Source organism: Kribbella flavida DSM 17836 (genome assembly GCF_000024345.1).
GTDB lineage: Bacteria > Actinomycetota > Actinomycetes > Propionibacteriales > Kribbellaceae > Kribbella > Kribbella flavida.
Map to the genome: position 1 here is coordinate 6,814,914 of NC_013729.1, position 24,101 is coordinate 6,839,014.

The following is a 24,101-nucleotide window of genomic DNA, read 5'->3' on the forward strand; positions in this document are numbered from 1 at the left end:
CGGCAATACGTATTACTCAACGGAGGTGACAGCATGCGGTTGACCCAGCGGGACATCGCCCGGCTGGCCCGGGTCAGCCAGACGACCGTGTCCCTGGTGCTGAACAACCGCTCCGACGCCTCCGCCCGGATCCCGGCCGAGACCCGCGACCGGGTCCTGAAGGTGATTCGCGAGACCGGGTACGTGGCCGACCCGCTGGCCCGCCGGCTGCTGCAGCAGCGCAACCAGATCCTCGGGGTGTTCACCTACGAGTCGGTCTTCCCGAGCGCGAGCGCCGACTTCTACCACCCGTTCCTGAGCGGGATCGAGCAGTGCGCCGAGGAACGCGGCTGCGACCTGCTGCTGTTCACCAGCGCCCCGGTCACCGACGGCCGGCGCCGGATCTTCCACGAGAACAACCGTCTCCGGCTGGCCGACGGCGCCCTGCTGCTCGGCCGCCGCATCCCCGCCGAGGAACTGACCCGGCTGGTCGCCGAGAACTACCCGTTCGTCTCCGTCGGCCGCCGCGACACTCCCGAACCGGTGCCGTACGTCGGCGCCGACTACGTGACCGCGACGGCGACCGTGACGGCCAAGGCGCTGGCGCTCGGGCACGAGCGGGTGGCGTTCGTCGGCCCCGGTGAGGGCGCCGAGTCCTCGGCCGACCGGTTGCTGGGCTTCCGGCGGATCGCTCCCCGCGGGCTGCACATCGCCCCCGGCGAGCGGGCAGCCGGCAGTCCCGCTGACGCCGGACCGGGCGCTCCAGCCGCCGACCGCGGGCTCAGCGACGTGCTCACGCGGCTGCTCGACGCCGATGTCACCGCCGTGTTCGTCGAGGACCTGGCGGATGCGGACGCCCTGGCGGCGGCAGCGCGCACGCGGGGGCTGCGAGTCCCCGGCGATCTGTCCGTGGTCGCGCTCGGCGACGCCAGCCGGCCGGTCCCGAGCGACGTCGACTACTCCGGCTTCCACATCCCCCGCAAGGAGATGGGCCGCCAGGCCGTTGGCCTGCTCGAGGCGATCCTGTCCGGCGAAACGGCCGCACCCCAGCAGTTGTTGCCCTGTGAACTCGTCGAGGGAAGCACCCTCGCAGCACCGGAAGGTCTGTGAATGGAAGCGGATGTCCTGGTCGTCGGCGGCGGCCTCGGCGCAGTGGCGGCGGCGTTGTCCGCGCTGCGCGCCGGTCGCACGGTCGTGATGACCGAGGAGTACGACTGGATCGGCGGCCAGCTGACCAGTCAGGCGGTCCCACCGGACGAGCACACCTGGGTGGAGCAGTTCGGCGTCACCGCGTCCTACCGCGCGCTGCGCGACGGCATCCGGGACTACTACCGGCGGCACTACCCGTTGACCGAGGCGTCCCGCGCGGCCGCCGAGCTCAACCCGGGCGCCGGCTACGTGTCCAAGCTCTGCCACGAACCCCGCGTCGCCGTCGCGGTGCTGGAGGCGATGCTCGCGCCGTACCGGGCGAGTCGCCGGCTGCAGGTGCTGCAGCCGTACAAGCCGGTGGGCGCCGAGACCGACGGGGACCGGGTCACCGCCGTGACGGTCCAGCACCGGGACACCGGGACCCAGCTCACGCTGACCGCGCCGTACATCCTGGATGCGACCGAGACCGGCGAGCTGCTGCCCCTGACCGGTACGGAGTACGTGACCGGCTTCGAGTCGCAAGCCGTCACCGGCGAGCCGAGCGCGCCCGCCGAGGCCCAGCCGCTGAACATGCAGGCCGTGTCGTTCTGCTTCGCGATCGACCACGTCGAGGGCGACCAGGTCGGCGACAAGCCGGCCGACTACGCCTTCTGGCGGAACTACCAGCCGTCGTTCTGGGGCGACCGGCTGCTGTCCTGGAACGCGCCGGACCCCCGCACGCTGGCGCCCTCGCGGCGCACGTTCACCCCGAACCCGGACGACGACCCGCTCGCGGTGGTCGCCGACCAGCGCCGGACCGGTGGCGACACGAACCTGTGGACGTTCCGCCGAATCGCCGCCCGCCGGCACTTCCAGGCGGGTGCCTACCCGAGCGACATCTGCCTGGTGAACTGGCCGATGATCGACTACCTCGACGGCCCGGTCTTCGACGTGCCTGACGCGGACCGGCACCTGCGGGGCGCCAAGGAACTGTCCCAGGCGGTCTTCTACTGGCTGCAGACCGAGGCGCCGCGACCCGACGGCGGCACCGGCTTCCCGGGGCTGCGGCTGCGCGGCGACCTGCTCGGCTCGGCCGACGGGCTGGCCCAGGCGCCGTACATCCGGGAGTCCCGCCGGATCGCGGCGGAGTACACGGTCGTCGAGCAGGACCTGTCGGTCGCCGTCCGCGGCGACGCGGGTGCCGTCGAGTACGCCGACAGCGTGGGCGTCGGCATGTACCGGATCGACCTGCACCCCTCGACCGGTGGCGACAACTACATCGACGTCGCGAGCAGCCCGTTCCGGATCCCGCTCGGTGCGCTGATCCCGCGCCGGGTCGAGAACCTGCTGCCCGCGGGCAAGAACCTCGGCACGACCCACATCACCAACGGCTGCTACCGGCTGCACCCGGTCGAGTGGAACGTCGGCGAGGCCGCCGGACTGCTCGCCGCCTTCTGCCTGGACCGGGGCGTCAGCCCGCGCGCGGTCCGCAACACCCCTGCTCTGCTCAGCGACTTCCAGGCGCGACTGGTTGCCCAGGGCGTCGAATTGAGCTGGCCGGCCATCGCAGGTTACTGAGTTCCGGCTACTGATGGAGGACTGACCGATGAAACTCCCCACCCTGAACGTGGCCCGCCTGACCGCGGCCGCCGTGGCCGTGTCGTTGCTCGCCCTGGCGGGCTGCGGCGGCGGGTCCGACGACGCCGGCGCGGCCGGCCCGGTCGACCTGCGCATGACGATCTGGAGCGCGAACGCCAAGCACACCGCGCTGTTCGACCAGATTGCCGCGGAGTACAAGTCGACCCATCCCGACGTCGGCAAGATCACCTTCGAGTCGATCCCGTTCGAGAGCTACACCACCACGCTGACCACCCAGATCGGCGGCGGCAACGTGCCCGACCTGGCCTGGATCCTGGAGAGCACCGCCCCGGACTTCGTCTCGTCGGGAGCGCTCGCGCCGATCGACCGGGACCCCGACCTGCTGCCCAGCACGACCAAGACCTGGGAGCAGGACGGGCAGCTGTACGCGTACCCGTTCTCCACCTCCCCGCTGGGCGTCTTCGTCAACACCGACCTGGTGACGGCGGCCGGACGGCAGACGCCGGCGCAGCAGATCGCGAGCGGCACCTGGACCTGGGACCAGGCCGTCACCACCGGCGCCGCGGTGCAGAAGACCGGCAAGGGCGGCATCGTGGTCGGCGACTTCGACTTCAAGAGCTGGGACGCGCTGAACTCGATCTGGGCCGGCTGGGGTGCCCGCCCCTGGAGCGAGGACGGCAAGACCTGTGGCTTCGACCAGCCGGAGATGGTGGCCGCGATGACCGCGATCCACCAGATGGTCTTCACCGACCAGGCGATGCCCGGCCCCGGCGTGACCAAGGACTTCTTCGCCGGTGACGCGGCGATGGTGCTGACCCAGATCAGCCGGGCGGCGCTGCTGGAAAAGGCCAAGTTCAGGTGGGACCTGGTTCCGCTGCCCAAGGGCCCGGCCGGCGAGTACTCCGTGGTCGGGCAGGCCGGCATCGGCGTCCTGAAGCGCGGCAAGCACGTCGACGCCGCGAAGGACTTCCTCGCCTACTTCACCAACCAGGAGAACTCGGCGAAGCTGGCCCAGTTCTTCCCGCCGCCGCGCAAGTCGCAGCTGACCACCGCGGTGCTGGCGAAGGCCAATCCGCTGCTCAAGCCCGCGCAGCTGCAGAGCGTCGTGATCGACGGTATCGAGCGCGGCGACATCAAGACCAGCCACGTCGGGTACGCCGAGCTGCAGCAGACCGTCCGGGCCGCGCTCGACCCGCTCTGGAAGCCCGACGCGGACGTCCCGGCCGTGCTGGCCGGGGTGTGCGCCAAGATCAACCCGTTGCTGTCCAAATGACCCTCGTGGCGGAGAAGCCCGCACCGGCGCCGGTCCGCGCGCCGGAGCGGGCGCCGTACTGGACCATGCGGCGACGCGACGAGCTGGCCGGCTGGCTGATGGTCGCGCCGCAGCTCGCCGGGATCGTCGCCTTTGTCGTCGTTCCGCTCGGGCTGGTGGTGTGGTACAGCCTGCACGAGTGGAACGTGCTGGCCGGCACCTTCGACTTCGTCGGCGGCGCGAACTACGAGCAGCTGGGGTCGGACCCGCGGCTGGGTCCGGCGCTGCGCGCGACCGGCCTGTTCTCGATCGGGCTGGTGGTGCTCAACCTCAGCCTGGCGCTGTTCCTGGCCGTGCTGCTGAACCAGAAGCTCCGCGGCACCGTCGTGTTCCGGACCCTGTTCTTCTCCCCGGTCGTGGTCACCCTGGTCGCCTGGACGATCGTCTGGGGCTTCCTGCTGCAGGACAACGGCGGGGTGAACGGGTTCCTGGACCTGCTGGGCATCGACGGACCGAACTGGCTGCGCGGCGACACCACCGCGATGATCGCGGTGATCGTGGTGCAGCTGTTCAAGGGCGTCGGGTTGAACATGGTGCTGTTCCTGGCCGCCCTCCAGGGCGTCCCGGCCGAGCTCTACGAGGCGGCCCGCATCGACGGAGCGTCGGCGTGGGCCCGGTTCCGCCGGGTGACGGTGCCGTTGATCAGCCCGACCATCCTGCTCACCTCGATCCTCACCGTGGTGGGGTCGCTGCAGGTGTTCGCGCAGATCGCGGTGCTCACGCAGGGCGGCCCGGGCACCTCCACGACCGTACTCGTCTACTACCTGTACCAGCAGGCGTTCCAGTTCCACCACTTCGGCTACGGCGCGACGATCTCGCTGCTGCTGTTCATCATCGTGCTCGCGCTGACGGTCCTGCAGTGGCGGATGCGCAAGAGATGGGTGTTCCATGAGTCCTAAGCTCAAGCTGCTCGTGTACGCCGTCCTCCTGGTCTGCTGCGTGCCGTTCGTCTTCCCGACCTGGTGGATGGCGACGACGTCGCTGAAACCGGTGAACGAGATCTTCGCCTTCCCGCCGACGCTCTGGCCGAGCGACGCCACGTTCGAGGCCTACCGGCAGGTCTTCGCGCTGCAGCCGTTCGGCCAGCAGTACCTGAACAGCTTCTACATCGCCGTGCTGGTCACGCTCGGCACGCTGGTGGTCTCCTCCCTGGCCGGGTACGCGTTCGCGCGGATCCCGTTCCGCGGGTCCGGGGTGGTGTTCGTGCTGGTGCTGGCCGGGCTGCTGGTCCCCAACGAGGTGACGATCATCCCGCTGTACCGGATGTTCGACGGGCTCGGCCTGGTCAACACGCACTGGCCGCTGATCCTGATCCCGGTGCTCGGGGCGCCGAGCGTGCTGGCCACCTTCATCATGCGGCAGTTCTTCATCACGCTGCCGCGCGAGCTGGAGGAAGCCGGCCGGGTCGACGGGCTGGGCCGGTTCGGCCTGTTCTGGCAGGTGTCGCTGCCGCTGGCGAAGCCGGCGATCGGCGCGGTCTCGATCTTCACTTTCCTGCACAGCTGGAACCTGTTCCTGGAGCCGATCGTGTTCCTGTCGAGCAAGGACAAGTTCACCATTCCGCAGGCGCTCACCCAGTACGTCGACGCGTACGGCGGCGCGCTGTGGAACGTTCAGCTCGCGGCGGCGACCCTCAGCGCGCTGCCGGTGCTGATCGTCTTCGTGCTGGCGCAACGGCAGTTCGTGGAGGGTCTGGCCCAGACCGGTCTGAAGGGGTGACGCCGGAATCGGTCGCTGTGCGTGGCGGGTGGTTCGACGGTGCGTACACAAGGTGATCTCAGGTTGGTGTGGATGGTTGAAGTGGGGCGCTCGCGGGTGATACTGCTCATCAGAGACCGATGGTTATGACTACAGCCATCAGCCAGGCACGCCTGCCCCGGCGGCGTGCATCGGGTGCCCGGCCGTTCCGACGGCGCCGGCGCCGACACTGCGAGGAGCTCCAGATCGTGGCTGCCGAAGGCACGGATCTGTCCATTCATATCGATCACTCCGGACCCCACCCGCTGGTCCGGCTGTCCGGTGACGTCGACATCGACTCGTCCGACGAGCTCACCGACGCGTTGAAGGCGGTGCTGGCCGAGATCGGCGCGCGCCCGCTGGTCCTGGACCTGACCGAGGTGGAGTTCATGGACTCCAGCGGCCTCGGCGTCCTGGTCGGCGCGCACAAGGAGGCGACCGCCCAGGGCGGCACGCTGATCCTCGCCGCGCCGCACCCGCGGGTCGCCAAGATCCTGCGGATCACGAAGCTGCACAAGGTGTTCACCGTCAGCCCCAGCGTCGACGAGGCGATGGCGGCCGACGGTGCCGTCTGACGACTTCGCCGTCCACGCCGGCCGACGCGACGACCCGCCCGCCCGCGACGCGCTGCTCCGCGCGGCGACGTGGGACGGCCTGCTCGACGACACCCCGGAGCCGGGCACGCTGCCGGCGACCGGGCCCCGGCTGCGCCCGGAACTGGCCGAGGAGGTGGCGCTCGCGATGGCGGGGTCGCTGAACCTGCGGCGGACCGTGCTGCAGCTGCTCACCACGGTCCGGCCCGAGCTGGCCGACTGGGCCGTCGTCCTGCTCACCGACCTGCGGACCGGAGCGATCCGGGTCTTCGGCGGTGACGACGTCGGCGCCTCGGCGCGGGTCTCCCGCCGTACGCTCGCCGGGACGGCGCTGGAACGCATCCTGCACACCGGGCAGAGCGAGCTGCTGCACGTCGACATCGACACCCCCGCCGGCGACGGGCTGGCGACGCTCGTGCCCACCGACCGGCTGCGCCAGCAGGCCTCGGCGCTGCACCCGGTGGACATCCTCGGCCTGCCGCTGACCGCCCGCGGTACGACGCTCGGCGCGCTGATCGTCGTGCGCGGCCAGGGCCGGGGGTACGCCGAGCAGGAGGTCGTCGTCGCCGAGCAGATCGCCCAGCGCGCGGCGCTCGCGCTCGACTCGGCCCGCCTCTACGAGGAGCGCAGCCGGATCGCGACCGCCCTGCAGCGCAGCCTGGTGCCGCCGCCGCTGCCGACGCTCCCGGGCGTCGACCTGGCCGCGCGGTACCGGGCGGCCGCCGAGCACCTCGACGTCGGCGGCGACTTCTACGACGTGTACGCCGCCGGCGACGACCTGCTGGTCACCTTGGGCGACGTCGCGGGCAAGGGGGTCGAGGCGGCCGTGCTCACCGGCCGGGCCCGGCAGAGCCTACGCACCGCGGCGTACTTCGAGCACCGGCCCGGGCCCTTGCTGTCGGCCCTCAACGCGGTCGTCTACGAGGACCGATCCGACCGGTTCGTCACCGTGATCTGTGCGCGGGTCGCGGTCACGCCGGACTGGCTGGACGTCGAGCTGGCAGTCGCCGGGCACACCGCGCCGTTCGTGCTGCGTGGCGACGGCACGGTCAGCCAGGTCGAGGCCGACGGGACGGTCGCGGGTGTCCTGCCGGCGGTCGAGTACGACACGTCCACCGTACGGCTGCGGCCGGGCGACAGCCTGCTGATGTTCACCGACGGTGTCGAGGAGGCCCGCGGCGACGACGGCTTCTACGGCCTGGACCGGATCGCCGCCCTGCTCTCCCGGTACGCCGGAGCCGGCTCGGAGGTCATCTGCGGCGCTCTGGAGCAGGACGTCGTCGAACACCTCAACGGCCGCTCGCACGACGACATCGCCCTGCTCGCCATCACCTGCCCACCCCTCGCCGAGCCCGTCGTCGCGCCGGAAGTCACCGGCGACGACGCGTCGGCCGCGGGTGAGCGGGGTGCGCGGTGACGAGCACCGCGACCGATCTCGACGAGCTGACGACAACCTTTCGGGCGGCCCTGGAAGCCGGCGACTCGGCGACGGCCCTGGTGGCTGTCGAGGCGTCGCTGGCCGAAGGCGCCGACCCGATCCAGCTGCTGACCGAGGTCGTCGCCCCGGCCCAGCGCACCGTCGGGCTGCGCTGGCAGAACGGCGAGTGGTCGGTCGCCGCTGAGCACGCCGCCACGGCCGTGGCCGTCGCGGCGACCGAGGCGGTGGCACGGCACGTCCGCACCACCGTGCCGGTCGAGCACGGCCACGTGGTCGTCGCCTGCGCCGAGCGGGAGTGGCACGCGCTGCCCGCGACGATGATCGAGTGCGCACTGCTCGCGAACGGCTGGAAGACCACGCCGCTCGGCGCCTCGACGTCGCCGCTGCGGCTCAGCCAGTACCTCCAGGACCTCGGGCCCGACGTGCTGGCGGTCAGCTGCTCGATGCTCGGCGCCCTGCCGACCACCCGCCGGTTCATCGAGGCCGCGGCGTCCGCCGGCATCCCGACCGTCGTCGGCGGCCCGGCCTTCGGTCCGGACGAGGTCCGCGCCAAGGCCCTCGGCGCCACCGCCTGGGCCCCGGACGCAGCGACCGCGGTCCGCGTCCTGGCCGGTCTTCCTCCGGTCGTACCGCCGGTCGACCCGCTGCCTGCCGAGGCGACGAGCGAGCAGGCCGCGCTGGAGCTGGCCCACCGCCAGCTGCTGACCGACATCACCGCCCAGTGGCAGCCGCCCGAGGACCTGGAGATCGCCGAGGACGCCGTACAGCAGACCCTGCACGCGCTCTGGGCGACCCTGCTCACCGGCGACCCTCGCCCGCTCCCGGACACCGCTCGGTGGATCACAGACCTGCTCGTGCCCCGCCGGGCGGACCCCGGCCTGGTCACTACCCTGGCGACTGCCACCACCGCCGTCCTGCGCGACTACCCCCGGGCGCACGAACTCCTCACCACCCACTGGCCGGCCGGACCGGTCTGACGACCCCTGGCAAACTGGACTCCCACGACGAGACGGGAGTGATGTGAGCTTTCACGCGGCGGTGTTCATCGCGGTCAGCCTGGACGGGTTCATCGCCCGGCCGGACGGGTCGATCGACTGGCTGACCGAGCGGGGCGAGCAGGCCGGCGACACCGGGTACGACGAGTTCATGGCGACCGTCGACACGGTCGTGCTGGGCCGCAACACCTACGAGAAGGTGCTCACCTTCGGCTTCTGGCCGTACGACGGCAAGCAGGTCGAGGTGCTCAGCAGCACGCTGCCGGCCGACACCGACGAGCGGGTCATCGTGCACCGCACCCTCGACGGCCTGGTGGAGACGCTGAACGACCGCGGCGCCCAGCGGGTCTACGCCGACGGCGGCCGGGTCGTGCAGACCTTCCTGCGGGCCGGCCTGCTGAACGAGCTGACCATCACCACCGTGCCGGTCCTGCTCGGCGCGGGCATCCCGCTGTTCGGCGAGCTCGACCGCGACATCGCGCTCACCCACAACGCCACCCGCACGCTGAAGGCGGGCTTCGTCCAGTCGGACTACAGCATTCCCCGCTGACCCTGCGGTACGCCGTACCGGCGCGGCGGTACGGCTTTGTGCCGCTGTACGACGAGTTCGGGTCTAGCGGTCGCGGTCGGTGCTGCGGGACTGGCCGTTCAGCCGGGCGGCCAGGCCGGACTGCTCCGATGCCGATCCCGGCTTCACCTGCTTCGCCTTCGGCGTCGGGTTGAGCGCCGCCTGGGCCGCCTGGGCGAGTGCCTGGGTCTGCTGGGTCGCTTGCTGAAGATCAGGCTCGGCCTGCGCCAATCCCGCGGTCACGCCCTTCATCCGCTGCTCGAAGCCCTCGGCGCCGTCCCGCGCCCCGGCGTGGGCGGTCCGGATCTTCTGCTCCGTGCCGAACCGGTCGGCCTGGAGATCCGTTGTCGTCAACTGCTGGACCGACTGCCGCACATCGGCGATCGACCGGTCCGCCGCGGACAGCCCGCTCGAGGCCGTCTCCACCGCCCGGGACAGCGCCTGCAGCCGTTGGCCCAGGTCCTTCGTCGCCTCGGGCATCTCCGGGCCGAGCGTGTCGACCAGTTCGGCGTAGACCTTGCTGCCGTGCCTGAGGTCCCGCTCGGCGCGGCCGAGGTCCCCGCGGATCTCGTCGACCTGACCCGCGGCCCGCTGCAGCCGGCTGCTGATCTCGTCCGCGTCGAGCATGGCGCCGCGCAGGATCGTCGCCGGCGGCACGTCCCGGAACTCCTGGACGCGGGACGCCTGCCGCTGCAGGTTCTGGATGTCGTCGCTGTTGCGCGCCACCTGCTGGGCGAGCGCGAAGGCGTCGTCGGCCACCATCTGCAGGACCGGGCGTGCCCTGGTCACCGCGGTCGCCAGCTCATCGGACAGCCGGGCGATCTCCGCCGGATCGGCACTCATCGCAGCTCACCGCCGCCGGAACTGCCGGTCGGCGACGTCGGCGTACCGGCCAGCGCGTCGTCCTCGGCCAGCGCCTGCCGGAGCACCGCTGCCACGTCCTCGAGATGATAACGCGCGGCCCGCAGATCCTGCTCGGGCCCTGACCAGCCCGGCGTCCCCGTCACCTGCTCGTTCACCCTCGACACACTCCCTCTCGGTCCTTCGACGACCAGCCCGTCGAGCCTAACCCCCGGCCGGGCCGTCCCCCGCGAACTCGCTCCGCGGCGACCGTACGACGTACCGGCCGCCCGATCGGTGCCGCGGGAATCGGCCGCCTTTCGCGGCACCTGAGCGCGCGGTCCGGAAGACTTGGGTCGCAGTCGATGTCGCTGACGCAGGATGGAGTCACCATGCCGGGTACGCCGGAGTCCGATGCCGAGCTCGCCGCGCTGTACCGGGCGTACAACGCGCGCTGCAACGCCCACCAGTTCGACCGGCTCGGGGAATACGTCGCCGAGGACGTCGAGGTGAACGGTGAGCGACAGGGACTGGCCGCCTACAGCGCCGGGCTGTCGGACGTCGTCCGCGCCTTCCCGGACTATCGCTGGGACCTGCAGCATCTCGTCGTCAACGGCCCCTGGATCGCGGCCCACTTCCGGGACACGGGCACCCACCAGGGCAGCTTTCTCGGCGTCGCGCCGACCGGCCGGGCCGTCACCACCCAGGAGTTCGCGTTCTACCGGATCGAGCAGGCCAAGATCGTGGAGGTCTGGGTGACCGCGGACAACCTGCGGCTGCTCGACCAGCTCCGCTGAAGCGGCGGACGCAAAACCGGTTGCGACGGGCGCGGAGACGCGGCGACAATCGCTCCTTGTGCCTGGGACCTGGCGGTTGTTCGCGGACGTGACTCCGCTGCGGGAGTCGGTGGAGTTCCGCTGGTTGTGGGCCGGCCAGTCGCTGTCGTCGATCGGCACCATGATGACCGGGGTGGCGGTCGCCATCCAGGTCTACGACCTGACCGGCTCGTCGGTCGCCGTCGGCGCGGTGAGCCTGGCGACGCTCGTTCCGACCTTGCTGCTCGGCCTGTTCGGCGGCTCGATCGCGGACGCCGTCGACCGGCGCCGGCTCGTGCTGATCACCGGCAGCCTGCTGATGCTGGTCTCGATGGTCTTCGCGCTGCAGGCCTGGCTCGACTGGGGGCAGCTCTGGCTGCTGTACGTGCTGACCGCGATCGGCGCCGCCGCCAGCGCGATCGACACCCCGGCCCGGCGCACGTTCATCCCGCGCGTGCTGCCGCCGAAGTTGTTGCCTGCGGCAGCGGCTCTGCACCAGTTGTCCTTCCAGGCCGCGATCATCGCCGCCCCGGTCCTGGCCGGCGTGCTGATCTCCGCCGTCGGCCTCGAAGCGGCGTACGGGCTGGACGCCCTCACCTTCGTCGCCGTCCTGGTCAGCGTCCGCCGGCTGCCGCCGATGCCACCCGAGGGCGGCGGCGCGACGTTCGGCGTACGGTCGGTCGTGGAAGGTCTGCGCTACGCCGTCCGGCACCCGCTGATCGGGATGATCTTCCTGATCGACCTGAACGCGACCGTGCTCGCGATGCCGACCGCACTGTTCCCGGCCCTGGCCGACACCCGGTTCGGCGGCGGCGCGCAGACCGTCGGCTACCTGTACGCCGCGATCGGCGTCGGCGGCATCGTCGCCGGCATCCTGTCCGGCCCGCTCGGCCACCTCCGCCACCAGGGCCGCGCGATGCTGATCTCCGTCGCGATCTGGGGCGCCGCCATCGGCTCCGTCGGCCTCACCCACAACCTCTGGATCGCCGTCGCCCTGCTCGCCACCGCGGGCGCCGCCGACATCGTCACCACGGTCTTCCGCGCCACCATCCTGCAGACAGCAACCCCCGACGACCTCCGCGGCCGCCTGAACTCCCTCGACTTCATCGTCGGCCTCGGCGGCCCCCACCTCGGCAACGTCCGCGCCGGCACCGTCGCCGGCTTCTTCGGCCCCACCATCAGCATCCTCACCGGCGGCCTGCTCTGCCTGCTCGGCATCGCCGCCCTGACCGGCGCCTCCAAAACCTTCCGCCGCTACGACGCAAAGGCGTGAACCCGGCCCGTACGCCGTGCCTTCGGGCTCTCCACGCACCCTCACCACAGCCCATCGCGAGCCGACAGCCGAGCATGCAACCGACGGGCATCCCGGCGCGGAAGGTTCCGCTCAACCGTCGTCAGCAGGGAGCGGGACACCCTAGTAGCTGCGCCAGCTGGTCGGGATTCCGGCGATCGATGTCGGGTGCTGGTCGGTTCCGGTGCGGGTCATCAGGTGGATGACTGGGGCAACGGTATGCGGGTTGCCGTACTCGTCGTACCCGGCGGCACCGCTGCCGTACGCAATCCAGCCGCCGTCAGGTGACCAGACCGGGCTGCTCTCGTACACCTCAGGCGTGCTGGTGACCCGCCTGATCACGCCGGTGCTGACCGTGATGAGCACGATGTCTCCTTGCGCCTGTACGGCGAGGGTTTTGCCGTCAGGGCTCCAGTCCACCTGACGCGGCTCGGCCACCGCGAAGCGCTTCACCGGCTCCTGGTTCCCGACCCGGTAGATCCGGACCTCGCCGTCGTTGGTGACCGTCGCGAACCGCTTGCCACCAGGCGCCCACGCCATGGCGATGTTCTCGAACGCCGTCGCCAGGTTGCTGTACTCGGACCTGTCCGTCCGCCAGGCGTGGATCCCGCCGGCCTCGGTCGCGATCCACCGCCCGTCAGGCGACCAGCGGGGGAACGAAGGCCCGGACGGTCCGGCGACGAACCACTCGTCGTTGCCGCCGTCGGCGTCGGCGATCCGCAGCGACATGCCCTCGGCGTAGACGAACTTCGTCCCGTCCGGCGAGTAATCCGGCCCGGCGTACCAGGGCAGGCTCTTGCCGAGATCCTGCCCGCCGTTTCCGTCCGGCTGCGCGCTCTTCAGCTGCCCAGGTACGAGCGTCGTGGTGGCGAACTCCACGTAGAGCAGCCGCCCACCAGGCTGCGGAGACGCGGCCTCGGCCACCGTGCCCGGACCACCCATCAGCCCCACGACGACGACCGCTGTGATCAGACCCTTGTATCGCTTCATCGATGTCCCCTCCATGCTGATGCGTACGTAGGAACGATGCACCGATCGCAGGAAAGGTTGGGCCTTGTACGGCGGCAGCCGGGCTTGGGTTCAAGCCTGGCTGGACGGCAGCAATCCGAGGGTTTGCAGAACGGCGTACTCGGCGCTCGTCGCGAAGCTCGGATTGGCCATGTGCGGCTGCCGGATAACCTCTAGGTCAGGCAGGCGGCCAGCGATGTCTTCGCGCGGTACCGGCGTGCGGAGGAAGCTGAGCTCGAGCGGCATGACGAGCTTGCCGTGCGGCGAGTACTCCGTGCCGCCGGTCGCGTGGCCGGTGGCCCAGATCCCTGGCTGAGGCGTGGCGCCGGAGGGCCCGGTGATCCACAGGACGACCGGCTGGTCCGCGGCAATGAGGGCGGAGCGGTAGTTCTCCTGCACGCACCAGGTGCGTACGCCGTTCGCCAGGAGGACGTCGAGGTTGGTGAGCTTGGGATTGCACTTGAGCACCCAGGCACCGAGGTTGTCGGTGGTGACCTTGGTCATGCGAGCTCGCTCCCCGGCGTCGACGGTCTGCTGCCGGATGACCGGTCCCGCAACCAGCTGCGTTCTAAACCACCGCGGCAGCCAGCGCAGGCCGCCGGTCGGACCACGACCTCTCAGGGGTTGACCCACCAGACGCATGGTTGGCCCACCGAATTCTCGTGGGCCAACCATGGACCGGGTGGGTCAACCCGTCAGAGTTCGGCTTTACCGTCGCGACAGCAGCTGCGCGGCCTCGGAGGCCCAGTACGTCAGGATCGTGTCTGCCCCGGCCCGGCGGATGCTGTTCAGCGTCTCCATGATCGCGGCCTCGCGGTCGATCCAGCCGTTCGCCGCCGCGGCCTCGACCATCGCGTACTCGCCGGAGATGTTGTACGCCGCGACCGGCACGGTCACGTGGTCGCGGACCTGGCGGATGATGTCCAGGTACGCCAGGGCCGGCTTCACCATCACCAGGTCGGCGCCCTCGGCGACGTCCAGGTCGACCTCGCGGATCGCGTCGCGCGCGTTCGCCGGGTCCTGCTGGTAGGTCTTCCGGTCGCCCTGCAGCGACGAGTCGACCGCCTCGCGGAACGGGCCGAAGAACGCCGACGCGTACTTCACCGCGTAGGCCAAGATCACGGTGTCGGTGAACCCGGCCGCGTCCAGCGCCGTCCGCACAGCGCCGACCTGGCCGTCCATCATGCCCGACGGCCCGACGACGTGCGCACCGGCCGAGGCCTGCGCGACGCCCATCTCGGCGTAGATCTCCAGGGTCGCGTCGTTGTCGACCCGGCCGGCGGAGTCCAGTACGCCGCAGTGCCCGTGCGAGGTGAACTCGTCCAGGCACAGGTCCGACATCACCAGCAGGTCGTCGCCGGCCTCGGACACCGCGTCCCGGATGGCGACGTTCAGGATGCCGTCGGGGTCGAGCGCCCCGGACCCCTGCGGGTCCTTCTCGACCGGTACGCCGAACAGCATCACCCCGCCGAGCCCCAGCTGCACCGCCTCGGCGACCGCCTTGCGCGCGGTGTCGCGGGTGTGCTGGTAGACGCCCGGCATCGAGCTGATCGCGATCGGCTCGCGCGCGCCTTCCCGGATGAACATCGGCAAGATCAGCTGCCGCGGCTCGATCGTCGTCTCGGCGACCAGCCGCCGCACGGCCGCGGACGACCGAAGCCGCCGCGGGCGAACACCCGGGAAACCAGACACAGTGCTAGCTCTTCCTGCGAGAGCCCGAGCGGCGCTCGGACGGGCGGGTGACCGGTTCTCCGGCCTCTACCATCGTGTCACGCCGGTCCGCGCCGAACCGGGCGAGAGCGTCGGCCAGCTCCTCGGCGGACGGCGACTCGGCCATCGCGTCGACGCGCAGGCCGTGCTCCTCGGCGGTCTTCAGGGTCGCCGGGCCGATCACCGCGATCACGGTCGACGCGTGCGGCTTGCCGGCGATGCCGACCAGGTTGCGCACGGTCGAGGACGAGGTGAACACGACCGCGTCGAACTTGCCCGACTTGATCGCCTCGCGGGTCGGCGCGGGCGGCGGGGCGGCCCGCACGGTCCGGTACGCCGTGACGTCGTCGACCTCCCAGCCGAGATCGGTCAGGCCGGCCACCAGCGTCTCGGTGGCGATGTCCGCGCGCGGCAGGAAGACCCGGTTGATCGGGTCGAGCACCTCGTCGAACGGCGGCCAGTCCTCGACCAGCCCGGCGGCGGACTGCTCACCCGAGGGCAGCAGGTCCGGCCGGATGCCCCAGGCGCCGATCGCCTCGGCGGTCTTCTCGCCGACGGCGGCGATCTTCAGCCCGGAGAAGGCACGCGCGTCCAGGCCGTACTCGTCGAACTTCTCCCGGACCGCCTTGACCGCGTTCACCGAGGTGAACGCGACCCACTCGTAGCGGCCCTCGACCAGGCCGCGGATCGCCTTGTCCATCTGCTGCGGGTTGCGCGGCGGCTCGACCGAGATGGTCGGCACCTCCTCCGGCATCGCGCCGTAGCGGCGCAGCCGGTCCATCAGCGGTCCGGCCTGGTCCTTGGTGCGCGGCACCAGGATGCGCCAGCCGAACAGCGGCTTGGTCTCGAACCAGCTGAGCGTCTCGCGCTGCTCGACGACCGAGCCGACCACGATCACGGCCGGGCCGGTCACCTTGGCGGCGCGCAGGTCCGCGACGATGGTGCCGAGCGTGCCGACCACGCTGGTCTGCGCCGTCGTGGTGCCGCCGACCGTCGCGGCGACCGGCGTGCCGGCGTCGAAGCCGGCGTCGACCAGCGCGACCGTCGTGTCTTTGAGCACGTCCACGGCGTTCAGCAGGACCAGCGTCTGCTTCGGGTGCAGCCGGCTGAAGTCGAGCTTGGACTCGGCCAGGTCGAGCACGGTCACCTCGCGCTCGCCCTTCACCGTCAGCGGAATGCCCGCGTACGCCGGTACGGCGCTGACCTCGCTGACCCCCGGCACCACGTTGAAGCTGATCCCGGCCTTGCGGCAGGCGGCGGCCTCCTCGGCGCCGCTGGAGAAGGTGAACGGGTCACCGGTCAGCAGCCGGACCACGTTCGCCGAGGCCTTGGCGGTCTTCACCACCAGCCGGGCCCGGGCCGCGATCCGCAGCGCCCGGCTGCCCTCGGCGCCGGAGCCGTCGACCACCTCGACACCCGGCCGGCAGTACGCCAGGAACGGGTCGTGCTCGGGGCCTTCGACCACCACCGCGTCGGCGTTCGCGAGCACGTCGCGGCCGGCGATCGTCAGCAGCGCGGGGTCACCCGGGCCGACGCCGACGAACGTGACGTGGCCGAGCGGCCTGGTCTGCTTGACCGTGCTGGACCCCGCCGCGACCTTCGCCGGCACCTTCTGCGGAGTCTTGGTGGCCGCTGCTGTCTTCGCGCTGCTCACGTCTGCCGTCGCCTTCGCCCTCGTCTTGCTCGTGTTCTTGGCCGTCGTCGTTCCCCGTGCCGGTGTCATGTCTGCTCCAGCAGTTCGTTCGCCAGCGCCCGCCCGACCGCCGCCGGGTCGTCGACCGACCCGTTGGCGGACAGCCGGCGGACACCGCCACCGTCCTCACCGAGCGCGCCCCGCAGCCACAGCTCCGGGCCGTCCTCACCGTCGACCACCTCGGCGAGCGCTCCGACCGGCGCGGTGCAGCCGGCCTCGAGCGTCGCCAGCAGCTGGCGTTCGGCCGTCACCGCGGCCCGGGTGCCCGGGTCGTCCAGCGGCGCCAGCGCGGCCAGTACCGCGGTGTCGTCGCTGCGGCACTCGATGCCGAGGGCACCTTGTCCCGGAGCCGGAAGCATCTGGATCGGATCGAGCGTCTCGGTGATCTCGGCCAGCCGGCCCAACCGGGCCAGCCCTGCCCGGGCCAGCACCACCGCGTCCACTTTGCCGTCGGCCACCATCGCGATCCGGGTGTCCACGTTGCCCCGGATGCCGGTCAGCTCCAGGCCGAGGCCGAGCGCTTCCAGCTGGGCGACCCGGCGCGGCGAACCGGTGCCGACCAGCGCACCGGTCTGCAGCTCGCCGAGGGTCAGCCCGTCCCGGGCGACCAGGACGTCGCGGGGGTCCTCGCGGACCGGGATCGCGCCGAGCGTCAGTCCGTCGACCGGCGCGGTCGGCAGGTCCTTCAGCGAGTGCACCGCGATGTCGATCTCACCGGCCAGCAGGGCGTCGCGCAGCGCGCTGACGAAAACGCCGGTGCCACCGATCTGCTCCAGCGGCGCGCGGTTCACGTCGCCGGTGGTGACGATCGGGACCAGGTCGACTTCGTGCCCGAGGTTCCGCAGGGCGTCGGCGACGAGGGCGGCCTGCGCGGTCGCGAGGGCCGACCGGCGGGTTCCGAGCTTGATCATGCGGACTCACCTCCGGTGGTGGTCTTGGGTGCGGTGACCGCGTCAACGGTCGCGGGGTCGAGCGCGAACAGCTCGCGCAGCGCGTCGGCGTAGGTCGGGCCGCCGGGGTCGGCGGCCAGCTCCTTCACCCGGACGGTCGGGGTGTGCAGCACCTTGTCGACGACGCGCCGGATGGTCCGGGCGACCTCGTGCCGCTGGTGCTCGTCGAGGCCGGGCAGCCGGCGGTCCAGCCGGGCCAGCTCGGAGTCGACCAGCTCGGAGGCCATCGCACGCAGCGCGACCACGGTCGGCGCGACCGACGCGGCCCGCCGGGTCGCCTCGAACGCACCGCCCTCCTCGGCGACGATCCGGCGGACCTCGTCGACGTCGTGGGCGCTGCCGCCGGCCGTCCCGGCCAGGTCGGCCAGGGTGATCAGGGTGACGCCGGGGATCCGGGCGGCGCCGGGCTCGACGTCGCGCGGCAGGGCGACGTCCAGAACGCCGAGCGGCCTGCCGTCGGCGGCGTTGCGGATCATCTCCTCGGTCAGCACGACGCCGCGGGCACCGGTGCAGCTGACCACCAGGTCGGCCTCGGCCAGCGCGTCCGGTACGCCGGCCAGCGGGATCGCGGTGCCGCCGATCCGCTCGGTGAGCGCGACGGCGCGGTCGTGGTTGCGGTTCGCGATCGTGACGCTCGCGGCGCCGCCGTTGAGCAGGGTCTGGGCGGCCAGCGAGGCCATCGAGCCGGCGCCGACGATCAGCGCGCGGCGGCCCTCGAAGCCACCGACCGCCTCCAGCCCGGCGGTGACCACCGAGCGGCCGGCCGAGTCGATGCCCGTTTCGGCGCGGGCCCGCTTGCCGGTCCGCAGCGCGTGCTGGAACAGCGCGTTCAGCGCGCTGCCGATCGTCTCCAGGTCCTGGCCGATCCGCAGCGTCTCCTTGAGCTGACCGAGGATCTGGCTCTCGCCGACGACCATCGAGTCGAGCCCGCCCGCCACCTGGAACAGGTGCGCGACCGCGCCCTCCTCGAAGTGCACGTACAGGTGCTCGGCCAGGTCCAGCAGCGGGACACCGGTGATGTCGGACAGGATCGCGGTGACCTCGTCCATACCGGCGTGGAACCGGTCGACGCAGGCGTAGACCTCGGTCCGGTTGCAGGTGGCCAGGACGGCCGACTCGCTGACGGCCGGGCTGTGCTGGACCGCGACGGCCAGCTTGGTCGCCGCGTCCGGGTCCAGCGCGACCCGCTCCAGCACCGAGATGTCGCCGCTGCGGTGAGAGATTCCGACCACGAGGTAGCTCATCCGCGTCCTCGCTTCGCTCCGGGCGCGCATGAGCTACCTCGTCGGAGGCTGTGCTGAATTGCGAACTCGCTGCGCTCGTTCGTCATGCGCCGACACCCCCCACGCTGGGCAGGTTCGGCAGACCGTTGATCGCTGGTAGTTCGGGCACCTCGGGGAGCGCCGCCTCTCCGGACTTTCGTTGTTCGTGGTACGCCAGGATCTGCAACTCGATCGAGAGGTCCACCTTGCGGATGTCGACGCCGTCGGGCACGGACAGCACCACCGGCGCGAAGTTCAGGATGCTGGTCACGCCCGCGGCGACCAGCCGGTCGCAGACCTCCTGGGCGGGACCGGCCGGGGTGGTGATCACGCCGATCGAGACCCGGTCGGCGGCGACGATCTCCTCCAGCTCGGCGAAGTCGCGGACCACCATGTCGCCGATCTGCTCGCCGACCAGGGCCGGGTCGGCGTCGAGCAGGGCCACGATCCGGAAGCCGCGGGTGCCGAAGCCGGAGTAGTTCGCCAGCGCGTGGCCCAGGTTTCCGATCCCGACGATGACCACCGCCCAGTCCTGGGTGACGCCGATCTCACGGGCGATCTGGTAGCGCAGGTACTCCACGTCGTAGCCGACGCCGCGGGTCCCGTAGGAGCCCAGGTAGGACAGGTCCTTGCGGAGCTTGGCCGAGTTGACGCCGGCCGCGGTCGCGAGATCCTCGCTCGACGCGGTGGCGATGCCACTGTCCGACAGCGCGGTCAGGGCCCGCAGGTACACCGGCAAGCGCGCGACAGTGGCCTCGGGAATGCCGCGTTCGGTTCGCGTCGGCGCGCCGGGGCGACGGCTGCGGGCAGGCGTCACAGTTCTCCTGGAAAGGTGGTTCGCGAGTCACCGCCTCACGGCTGGCGACTCCCCCACTCTAGGAGCTTGTGAACGTGAGAACAAAATCGGGAACCACACCCATGACCGACGTCACGTCCTTGTCAAGGCCTTCCTCAGCCTGACCGGGTCCACCCGCCAGAAGTCGTGCTGCCGGCCGTCGACAAGCGTGACCGGGATCTGCTCGCCGTACGCGCGCATCAGCTCCGGGTCCTGGGTGATGTCGATCTCGGTCCAGTCCACGCCCAGCTCGGCGCAGACCGCCTCGACGACCGCCCGGGCGTCCTCGCAGAGGTGACAGCCGGGTTTGCCGTACAGCGTGACCCGCGGCGCGCTCACCGGTCGGCCTCGCGCAGCCGGCCCTTGGCGACCTTGCCGGTGACCGAGTGCGGCAGGTGGTCGACCACCTCGATGTCGACCGGGCACTTGAACCGGGCCAGCCGCTGCCCGGCGTACGCGCGCACCTCGGCGACGTCGACCGCCGCCCCGGTGGCCGGTACGACGAACGCCTTCACCGCCTCGCCGGTCTCGGCGGACGGTACGCCGATGACCGCGGCCTCGCGCACGCCCGGAGCCCGGACCAGGACTTCCTCGACCTCGCTCGGGAAGACGTTAAAACCGCTGACGATGACCAGTTCGCGCAGCCGGTCGACCAGGAACAGGTCGCCGTCGGCGTCCAGGTAGCCGACGTCGCCGGTGCGGTACCAGCCGTCCTCGTCGGGGCCGCCGGAGCCGTCCGGCCAGTAACCGGAGAACAGGTTGAGGCCGCGGACCAGGATCTCGCCCGGGTCGTCACCCTCCACGTCCTCGCCGCGCTCGTCGGCGATCCGCAGGTCCACGCCGGGCAGCGGGCGGCCGACGGATCCCGGCTTCGGGTTGTCCTGGCCGAGCGTGGTGGTCACGCCCGGCGAGGCCTCGGTCAGGCCGTAGCCCTGGTGCACGAACAGACCGGTCGCCTGCTCGAACCGGTCGGCCAGCGCGCGGTCGAGAGTGGAGGCGCCGGTGAGCACCACCTTCACCGAGGCGAGCCGCTCGCGCAGGTCGTCGCGGGCCAGCAACGCCTGCAGGGCAGGAGGTGCCAGCGGCAGCCGCGTCACGGCGTACCGGCTGATCAGGTCGACGGTGTGGGTGGAGTCGAACCGCCGGTCGACGACCAGCGCCGCGCCGGTGGCGATCGCCCAGCCGAGCACCGCGTTCAGGCCGAAGGCGTGGAACATCGGCAGCACCCCGAGTACGACGTCGTCGGGACCCATCCGGTCCTCGCCGAGGCCGGCCAGGTTCTCGACGTTGGCGGCCAGCGCCCGGTGCGGGAGCATCGCGGCCCGCGGCTCGCCGCTCGTCCCGGACGTGTAGAGCAGGACCGCGAGGCTCTCCGGGTCGGTCCGCGGGGACAACGGAGCGTGACCGGAAAGCTCGCCGGCCCGGACCACCCGAACGCCCTCGGCCTTGGCCGCGAGGTCGCCGTCGGCGACCACCAGCCGGGCGCCGGAGTGCGCCACGACGTTCGCGATCTCGGGCCTGGTGAGGCCCGTGTTCAGCGGTACGGCGACCAGGCCGGCGCGCAGACATCCCAAGTAGGACGTGACGAACTCGACACTGTTGGCCAGCAGCAGGACCACCCGGTACCCAGGCACCAGGCCGGCCGCCGCGTACCCGTGGGCGGCCGCCTCGACGGCCGCGTCGAGCTCGCTCCAGGTCAGTCGCCGGTCACCGTCGACCAGCGCGAGACGATCCCCGTGACGTCGCGCTGTGTCACGAAGGACGTCCGCGAAGTTGAAGTTCACAGAGCGAGTCTGTCACGTTCGGGTTAGGGTCTCCCGAGTGACTCGGGACCTGTATGCGCGGTCCGTGCCGGCCGGGGAGGCGAGCGCGGCCGCTGCCGAACTGGAAGCCTCGCCGGCGACTCCCCGGGCCGGCCACGCCGCCGTGTTCTTCGACGTCGACAACACGTTGCTGCTGAGCACCTCGGCGCGCTGGGCGCGGTTGCAGCGCAGAGTGACGGGGTCTATACAGGTGAGCTTGTGGGCGATATCTTGCATGGCCCGGCCAAGGTGGAAGCCGTCCGGGCGCTCGCCGCGCACGAGGGGCTCGACCTGACCGCGTGCTCGGCGTACTCGGACACGGTGAACGACGTGCCGATGCTGGAAATGGTGGGGAATCCGTGGGCGATCAATCCCGACGGCAGGCTGCGGCGGCACGCCGAAGTGGCCGGCTGGCGGGTCCGTGACTACCGCACGGGACGCAAGGCGACGCGCCTGGTCCTGTTGACAGCCGGTGCTCCAGGCGTAACGCTCGGTGCTGTCTCAGCCGCTGCGGCCATCCATCGATGTCTCAGTCGCGGATCTTTCAGTCCTAGACGTGTCAGTTGAACGGGGAGAGAACTTGACAACGCCGGAGCCAAGCCCGGACGGGATGAGACGCGCAGAGCTCGTCGATCGCGCCCAGGCTGGAGACGTCGGTGCCTTCGGTGAGCTGTACGACGAGTACTCGCTCACCGTGTATCGCTACATCTACGCGCGGGTGTCCTCGTCGGCACTCGCGGAGGACCTCACCAGCGAGACGTTCGTCCGGGCGCTGCGCGCGCTGGACTCGTTCCGCTGGCAGGGCCGCGACTTCGGTGCCTGGCTGGTGACGATCGCGCGGAACCTCATCACCGACCACTACAAGTCCGGCCGGGTCCGGCTGGAGGTGGTCACCGACGAGATCGAGACGCACGACCGGCAGACCGAGGGGCCGGAGGTCGACGTCCTGGCCGCCGCCACCGCCGAGGTGCTCCGGGACGCCGTCGCGGCACTGCCGGACGAGCAGCGCGACTGCCTCACGATGCGCTTCTTCGCCGGCCTGTCGATCGCCGAAACCGCCAAGGCGCTGGAGAAATCCGAGGGCGCCGTGAAGCAACTTCAGCTGAGAGCCGTCCGGCACTTGGCGAAGGTTATCCCCAAGGACTTGAGGTGAGGAGGATGACAACGAATGTCTTTCGTAACCCGTCAGGGAGTTTCCTCGTTTGCCTGGTGAGGACCTGTCGGTGACCCCGACTGGCCATTGAGGAGAACGAGAACCCATGAGTGACCTAACCAGGGCTCGAGCGCGCGCGGATGCCTTCGCGCACGCCGTCGATCACGGGCCCCGTCACTCTTCGCGACTGAGCGATGACCCTGAGCTGTTGGAAGCTGTGGAGCTGGCCGGGCGACTGAGGACCGCCGGGGCAGTGGCACCGCGACCGGAGTTCTCCGCCGAGTTGCGGCACCGCCTGCTGGAGCAGGCCGCCGCCAGGGCGGCGACCACTCCGACCGTGGTGCGCAGCACGCCGGACAGCGAGGAGGACTTGCCGCCCCGCGAGGACGACGAGGCGTCCGTGACACCCATCCGTCATCGTCCCGGCCGGCGTATCCGGCTGGTGGCGAGTACCGCCGCGCTGGTCCTGCTCGGAGGTGGCATCGGTTCTGCCGCCGCCGCCCAGCAGGCGATGCCCGGCGACACGTTGTACGGGATGAAGCGAAGCATCGAGAACGTCTCGACGAACGTCAGCCCGGGGGACGACTCCCGCGGCCGGCGGGACCTCCAGCACGCCATGACCCGGTTGTCCGAGGTCCGCGCGCTGGTGTCGAACGGCGGCGACGTGGCCGCCGTCGACGGCACCCTCGACGTCTTCAGCCAGCAGGCCCGCAAGGGTGTGTCCCGGCTCGTCGCGTCCTACCAGCAGGACGGCGACGCCAGTTCGATCACGGCGATCACGACGTTCATCACCAGCGCCCGCCAGGCCATCGGTGAGCTCGCTCCGCAGTTGCCGCCCGAGTCGCTGAAGTCCGCCGTCGAGGCACTAGCGACGATCGAGCAGCTGGCCCAGCACACCACCGCGGCCTGCCCGAAGTGCGACCAGCCGAAGCCGGCCAAGAACGCGGGCCAGCCGAGCACGGACACCACCCGGCCGAGCGCGGAGCCGAAGGACGACCCGACCAAGGCGGTGCCGCCGAGCACGACGACGGCGCCGTCCGCGAAGCCGAGCGTCAAGCCGAGCACGGCGCCCACCGACGTACCGGACACCACCAAGGTCGAAGAGCGGAACACGACCCAGCCGACCAAGCTGGCGACCCCGCCGGTGCGGCCGTCCACCAGGACGCCGACGGTCACGCCGTCCGGCAGCCCGCTGCCGAGCTTGCCCACTCCCGGAACGCCGAGCTGGCCCTGGCCGTTCCCGACCCTGAGCCTGCCGACGCTCAACCTGCCCGGCGTGGTTCAGACCCTGCTGCCACCCTGGAACTGACCGGCAGAATCTCTGACGAGGCCCCGACGACATCGTCGTCGGGGCCTCGTTGTCTGTCTGCTCCGGTGCCCCGCCGGGAACCCG

The 24,101-nt window shown here is 71.2% G+C and carries 24 protein-coding genes and 1 pseudogene; 14 read left to right on the plus strand and 11 right to left on the minus strand.

The annotated features are described in order from the left end of the window. The first annotated feature begins 33 nt into the window (after positions 1-33). The 9 genes from KFLA_RS31585 to KFLA_RS31625 all read left to right on the plus strand — a co-directional run bounded on the left by KFLA_RS31585 (position 34) and on the right by KFLA_RS31625 (position 9,331). Positions 34-1,089, plus strand: coding sequence for a LacI family DNA-binding transcriptional regulator (locus KFLA_RS31585; RefSeq protein ID WP_012923912.1), 1,056 nt, complete (start codon positions 34-36; stop codon positions 1,087-1,089). Continuing rightward, a complete protein-coding gene (locus KFLA_RS31590) occupies positions 1,090-2,685 on the plus strand; it encodes an FAD-dependent oxidoreductase (protein WP_012923913.1) in 1,596 nt (531 codons plus the stop codon). A gap of 28 nt (positions 2,686-2,713) precedes the next feature. Further along, positions 2,714-3,979 (plus strand): ABC transporter substrate-binding protein, encoded by a 1,266-nt coding sequence (locus KFLA_RS31595; protein ID WP_012923914.1) that lies wholly within the window; start codon positions 2,714-2,716, stop codon positions 3,977-3,979. Next, entirely contained in the window at positions 3,976-4,917 is a 942-nt protein-coding gene (locus KFLA_RS31600; protein ID WP_012923915.1) for a carbohydrate ABC transporter permease, read from the plus strand. The genes KFLA_RS31595 and KFLA_RS31600 overlap by 4 nt, the downstream gene beginning before the upstream one ends. Then, positions 4,907-5,737, plus strand: a complete 831-nt coding sequence (locus KFLA_RS31605) for a carbohydrate ABC transporter permease (RefSeq protein ID WP_012923916.1) — start codon at positions 4,907-4,909, stop codon at positions 5,735-5,737. The genes KFLA_RS31600 and KFLA_RS31605 overlap by 11 nt, the downstream gene beginning before the upstream one ends. Before the next feature lie 227 nt (positions 5,738-5,964). Then, positions 5,965-6,330 (plus strand): STAS domain-containing protein, encoded by a 366-nt coding sequence (locus KFLA_RS31610; protein WP_012923917.1) that lies wholly within the window; start codon positions 5,965-5,967, stop codon positions 6,328-6,330. Next, the gene (locus KFLA_RS31615; RefSeq protein ID WP_012923918.1) at positions 6,320-7,765 is read left to right on the plus strand and encodes a PP2C family protein-serine/threonine phosphatase; all 1,446 of its coding nucleotides are present in this window, start codon (positions 6,320-6,322) and stop codon (positions 7,763-7,765) included. Before KFLA_RS31610 ends, KFLA_RS31615 begins: the two co-directional genes overlap by 11 nt. After that, on the plus strand, positions 7,762-8,763 hold the full coding sequence (locus tag KFLA_RS31620; protein ID WP_012923919.1) for a cobalamin B12-binding domain-containing protein: 1,002 nt from the start codon (positions 7,762-7,764) through the stop codon (positions 8,761-8,763). Before KFLA_RS31615 ends, KFLA_RS31620 begins: the two co-directional genes overlap by 4 nt. A 43-nt stretch (positions 8,764-8,806) precedes the next feature. Next, entirely contained in the window at positions 8,807-9,331 is a 525-nt protein-coding gene (locus KFLA_RS31625; protein WP_012923920.1) for a dihydrofolate reductase family protein, read from the plus strand. A gap of 63 nt (positions 9,332-9,394) precedes the next feature. Here KFLA_RS31625 and KFLA_RS31630 read toward each other — a convergent pair whose 3' ends face one another. Next, a complete protein-coding gene (locus KFLA_RS31630) occupies positions 9,395-10,192 on the minus strand; it encodes a hypothetical protein (RefSeq protein ID WP_012923921.1) in 798 nt (265 codons plus the stop codon). Next, the gene (locus KFLA_RS31635) at positions 10,189-10,368 is read right to left on the minus strand and encodes a hypothetical protein (protein WP_012923922.1); all 180 of its coding nucleotides are present in this window, start codon (positions 10,366-10,368) and stop codon (positions 10,189-10,191) included. The genes KFLA_RS31630 and KFLA_RS31635 overlap by 4 nt, the downstream gene beginning before the upstream one ends. Before the next feature lie 186 nt (positions 10,369-10,554). On the opposite strand from KFLA_RS31635, the gene KFLA_RS31640 reads away from it, so the two are divergent. Next, on the plus strand, positions 10,555-10,986 hold the full coding sequence (locus KFLA_RS31640; RefSeq protein ID WP_237706638.1) for an ester cyclase: 432 nt from the start codon (positions 10,555-10,557) through the stop codon (positions 10,984-10,986). Between the two features lie 58 nt (positions 10,987-11,044). Next, positions 11,045-12,277, plus strand: coding sequence for an MFS transporter (locus KFLA_RS31645; RefSeq protein WP_012923924.1), 1,233 nt, complete (start codon positions 11,045-11,047; stop codon positions 12,275-12,277). A 141-nt stretch (positions 12,278-12,418) separates the two neighbouring features. Here the strand turns inward: KFLA_RS31645 and KFLA_RS31650 are convergent, their stop codons facing one another. From KFLA_RS31650 to KFLA_RS31690, 9 genes are all read right to left on the minus strand, one after another. Continuing rightward, positions 12,419-13,285, minus strand: a complete 867-nt coding sequence (locus tag KFLA_RS31650) for a WD40 repeat domain-containing protein (RefSeq protein ID WP_012923925.1) — start codon at positions 13,283-13,285, stop codon at positions 12,419-12,421. 90 nt (positions 13,286-13,375) lie between these two features. Next, positions 13,376-13,807 (minus strand): hypothetical protein, encoded by a 432-nt coding sequence (locus KFLA_RS31655; protein ID WP_041289568.1) that lies wholly within the window; start codon positions 13,805-13,807, stop codon positions 13,376-13,378. A 204-nt stretch (positions 13,808-14,011) separates the two neighbouring features. After that, entirely contained in the window at positions 14,012-14,995 is a 984-nt protein-coding gene (hemB, locus tag KFLA_RS31660) for a porphobilinogen synthase (RefSeq protein WP_012923926.1), read from the minus strand. A 4-nt stretch (positions 14,996-14,999) separates the two neighbouring features. Next, positions 15,000-16,736, minus strand: coding sequence for a bifunctional uroporphyrinogen-III C-methyltransferase/uroporphyrinogen-III synthase (locus KFLA_RS31665; protein ID WP_012923927.1), 1,737 nt, complete (start codon positions 16,734-16,736; stop codon positions 15,000-15,002). Next, positions 16,733-17,617, minus strand: coding sequence for a hydroxymethylbilane synthase (hemC, locus tag KFLA_RS31670; RefSeq protein WP_012923928.1), 885 nt, complete (start codon positions 17,615-17,617; stop codon positions 16,733-16,735). Before hemC ends, KFLA_RS31665 begins: the two co-directional genes overlap by 4 nt. Then, positions 17,614-18,900 (minus strand): glutamyl-tRNA reductase, encoded by a 1,287-nt coding sequence (locus KFLA_RS31675; protein WP_012923929.1) that lies wholly within the window; start codon positions 18,898-18,900, stop codon positions 17,614-17,616. Before KFLA_RS31675 ends, hemC begins: the two co-directional genes overlap by 4 nt. A gap of 82 nt (positions 18,901-18,982) precedes the next feature. Next, entirely contained in the window at positions 18,983-19,735 is a 753-nt protein-coding gene (locus tag KFLA_RS31680; RefSeq protein ID WP_012923930.1) for a redox-sensing transcriptional repressor Rex, read from the minus strand. Between the two features lie 111 nt (positions 19,736-19,846). Continuing rightward, positions 19,847-20,092: a glutaredoxin family protein gene (locus tag KFLA_RS31685; RefSeq protein WP_012923931.1), complete on the minus strand. Its 246-nt coding sequence runs from the start codon at positions 20,090-20,092 to the stop codon at positions 19,847-19,849. Continuing rightward, a complete protein-coding gene (locus KFLA_RS31690) occupies positions 20,089-21,537 on the minus strand; it encodes a class I adenylate-forming enzyme family protein (protein WP_012923932.1) in 1,449 nt (482 codons plus the stop codon). The genes KFLA_RS31685 and KFLA_RS31690 overlap by 4 nt, the downstream gene beginning before the upstream one ends. Positions 21,538-21,720: 183 nt before the next feature. Here KFLA_RS31690 and KFLA_RS36940 point away from each other — a divergent pair. The 3 genes and pseudogenes from KFLA_RS36940 to KFLA_RS31705 form a co-directional block, all read left to right on the plus strand. Further along, positions 21,721-22,122: pseudogene (locus KFLA_RS36940) on the plus strand (HAD family hydrolase); the annotation flags it as partial. 43 nt (positions 22,123-22,165) lie between these two features. Beyond that, positions 22,166-22,708 carry a sigma-70 family RNA polymerase sigma factor gene (locus tag KFLA_RS31700; RefSeq protein WP_041289570.1) on the plus strand — a complete coding sequence of 181 codons (543 nt, stop codon included), beginning with the start codon at positions 22,166-22,168 and terminating at the stop codon, positions 22,706-22,708. Between the two features lie 217 nt (positions 22,709-22,925). Then, positions 22,926-24,017 carry a DUF5667 domain-containing protein gene (locus KFLA_RS31705; protein WP_237706900.1) on the plus strand — a complete coding sequence of 364 codons (1,092 nt, stop codon included), beginning with the start codon at positions 22,926-22,928 and terminating at the stop codon, positions 24,015-24,017. Positions 24,018-24,101: the final 84 nt, after the last annotated feature.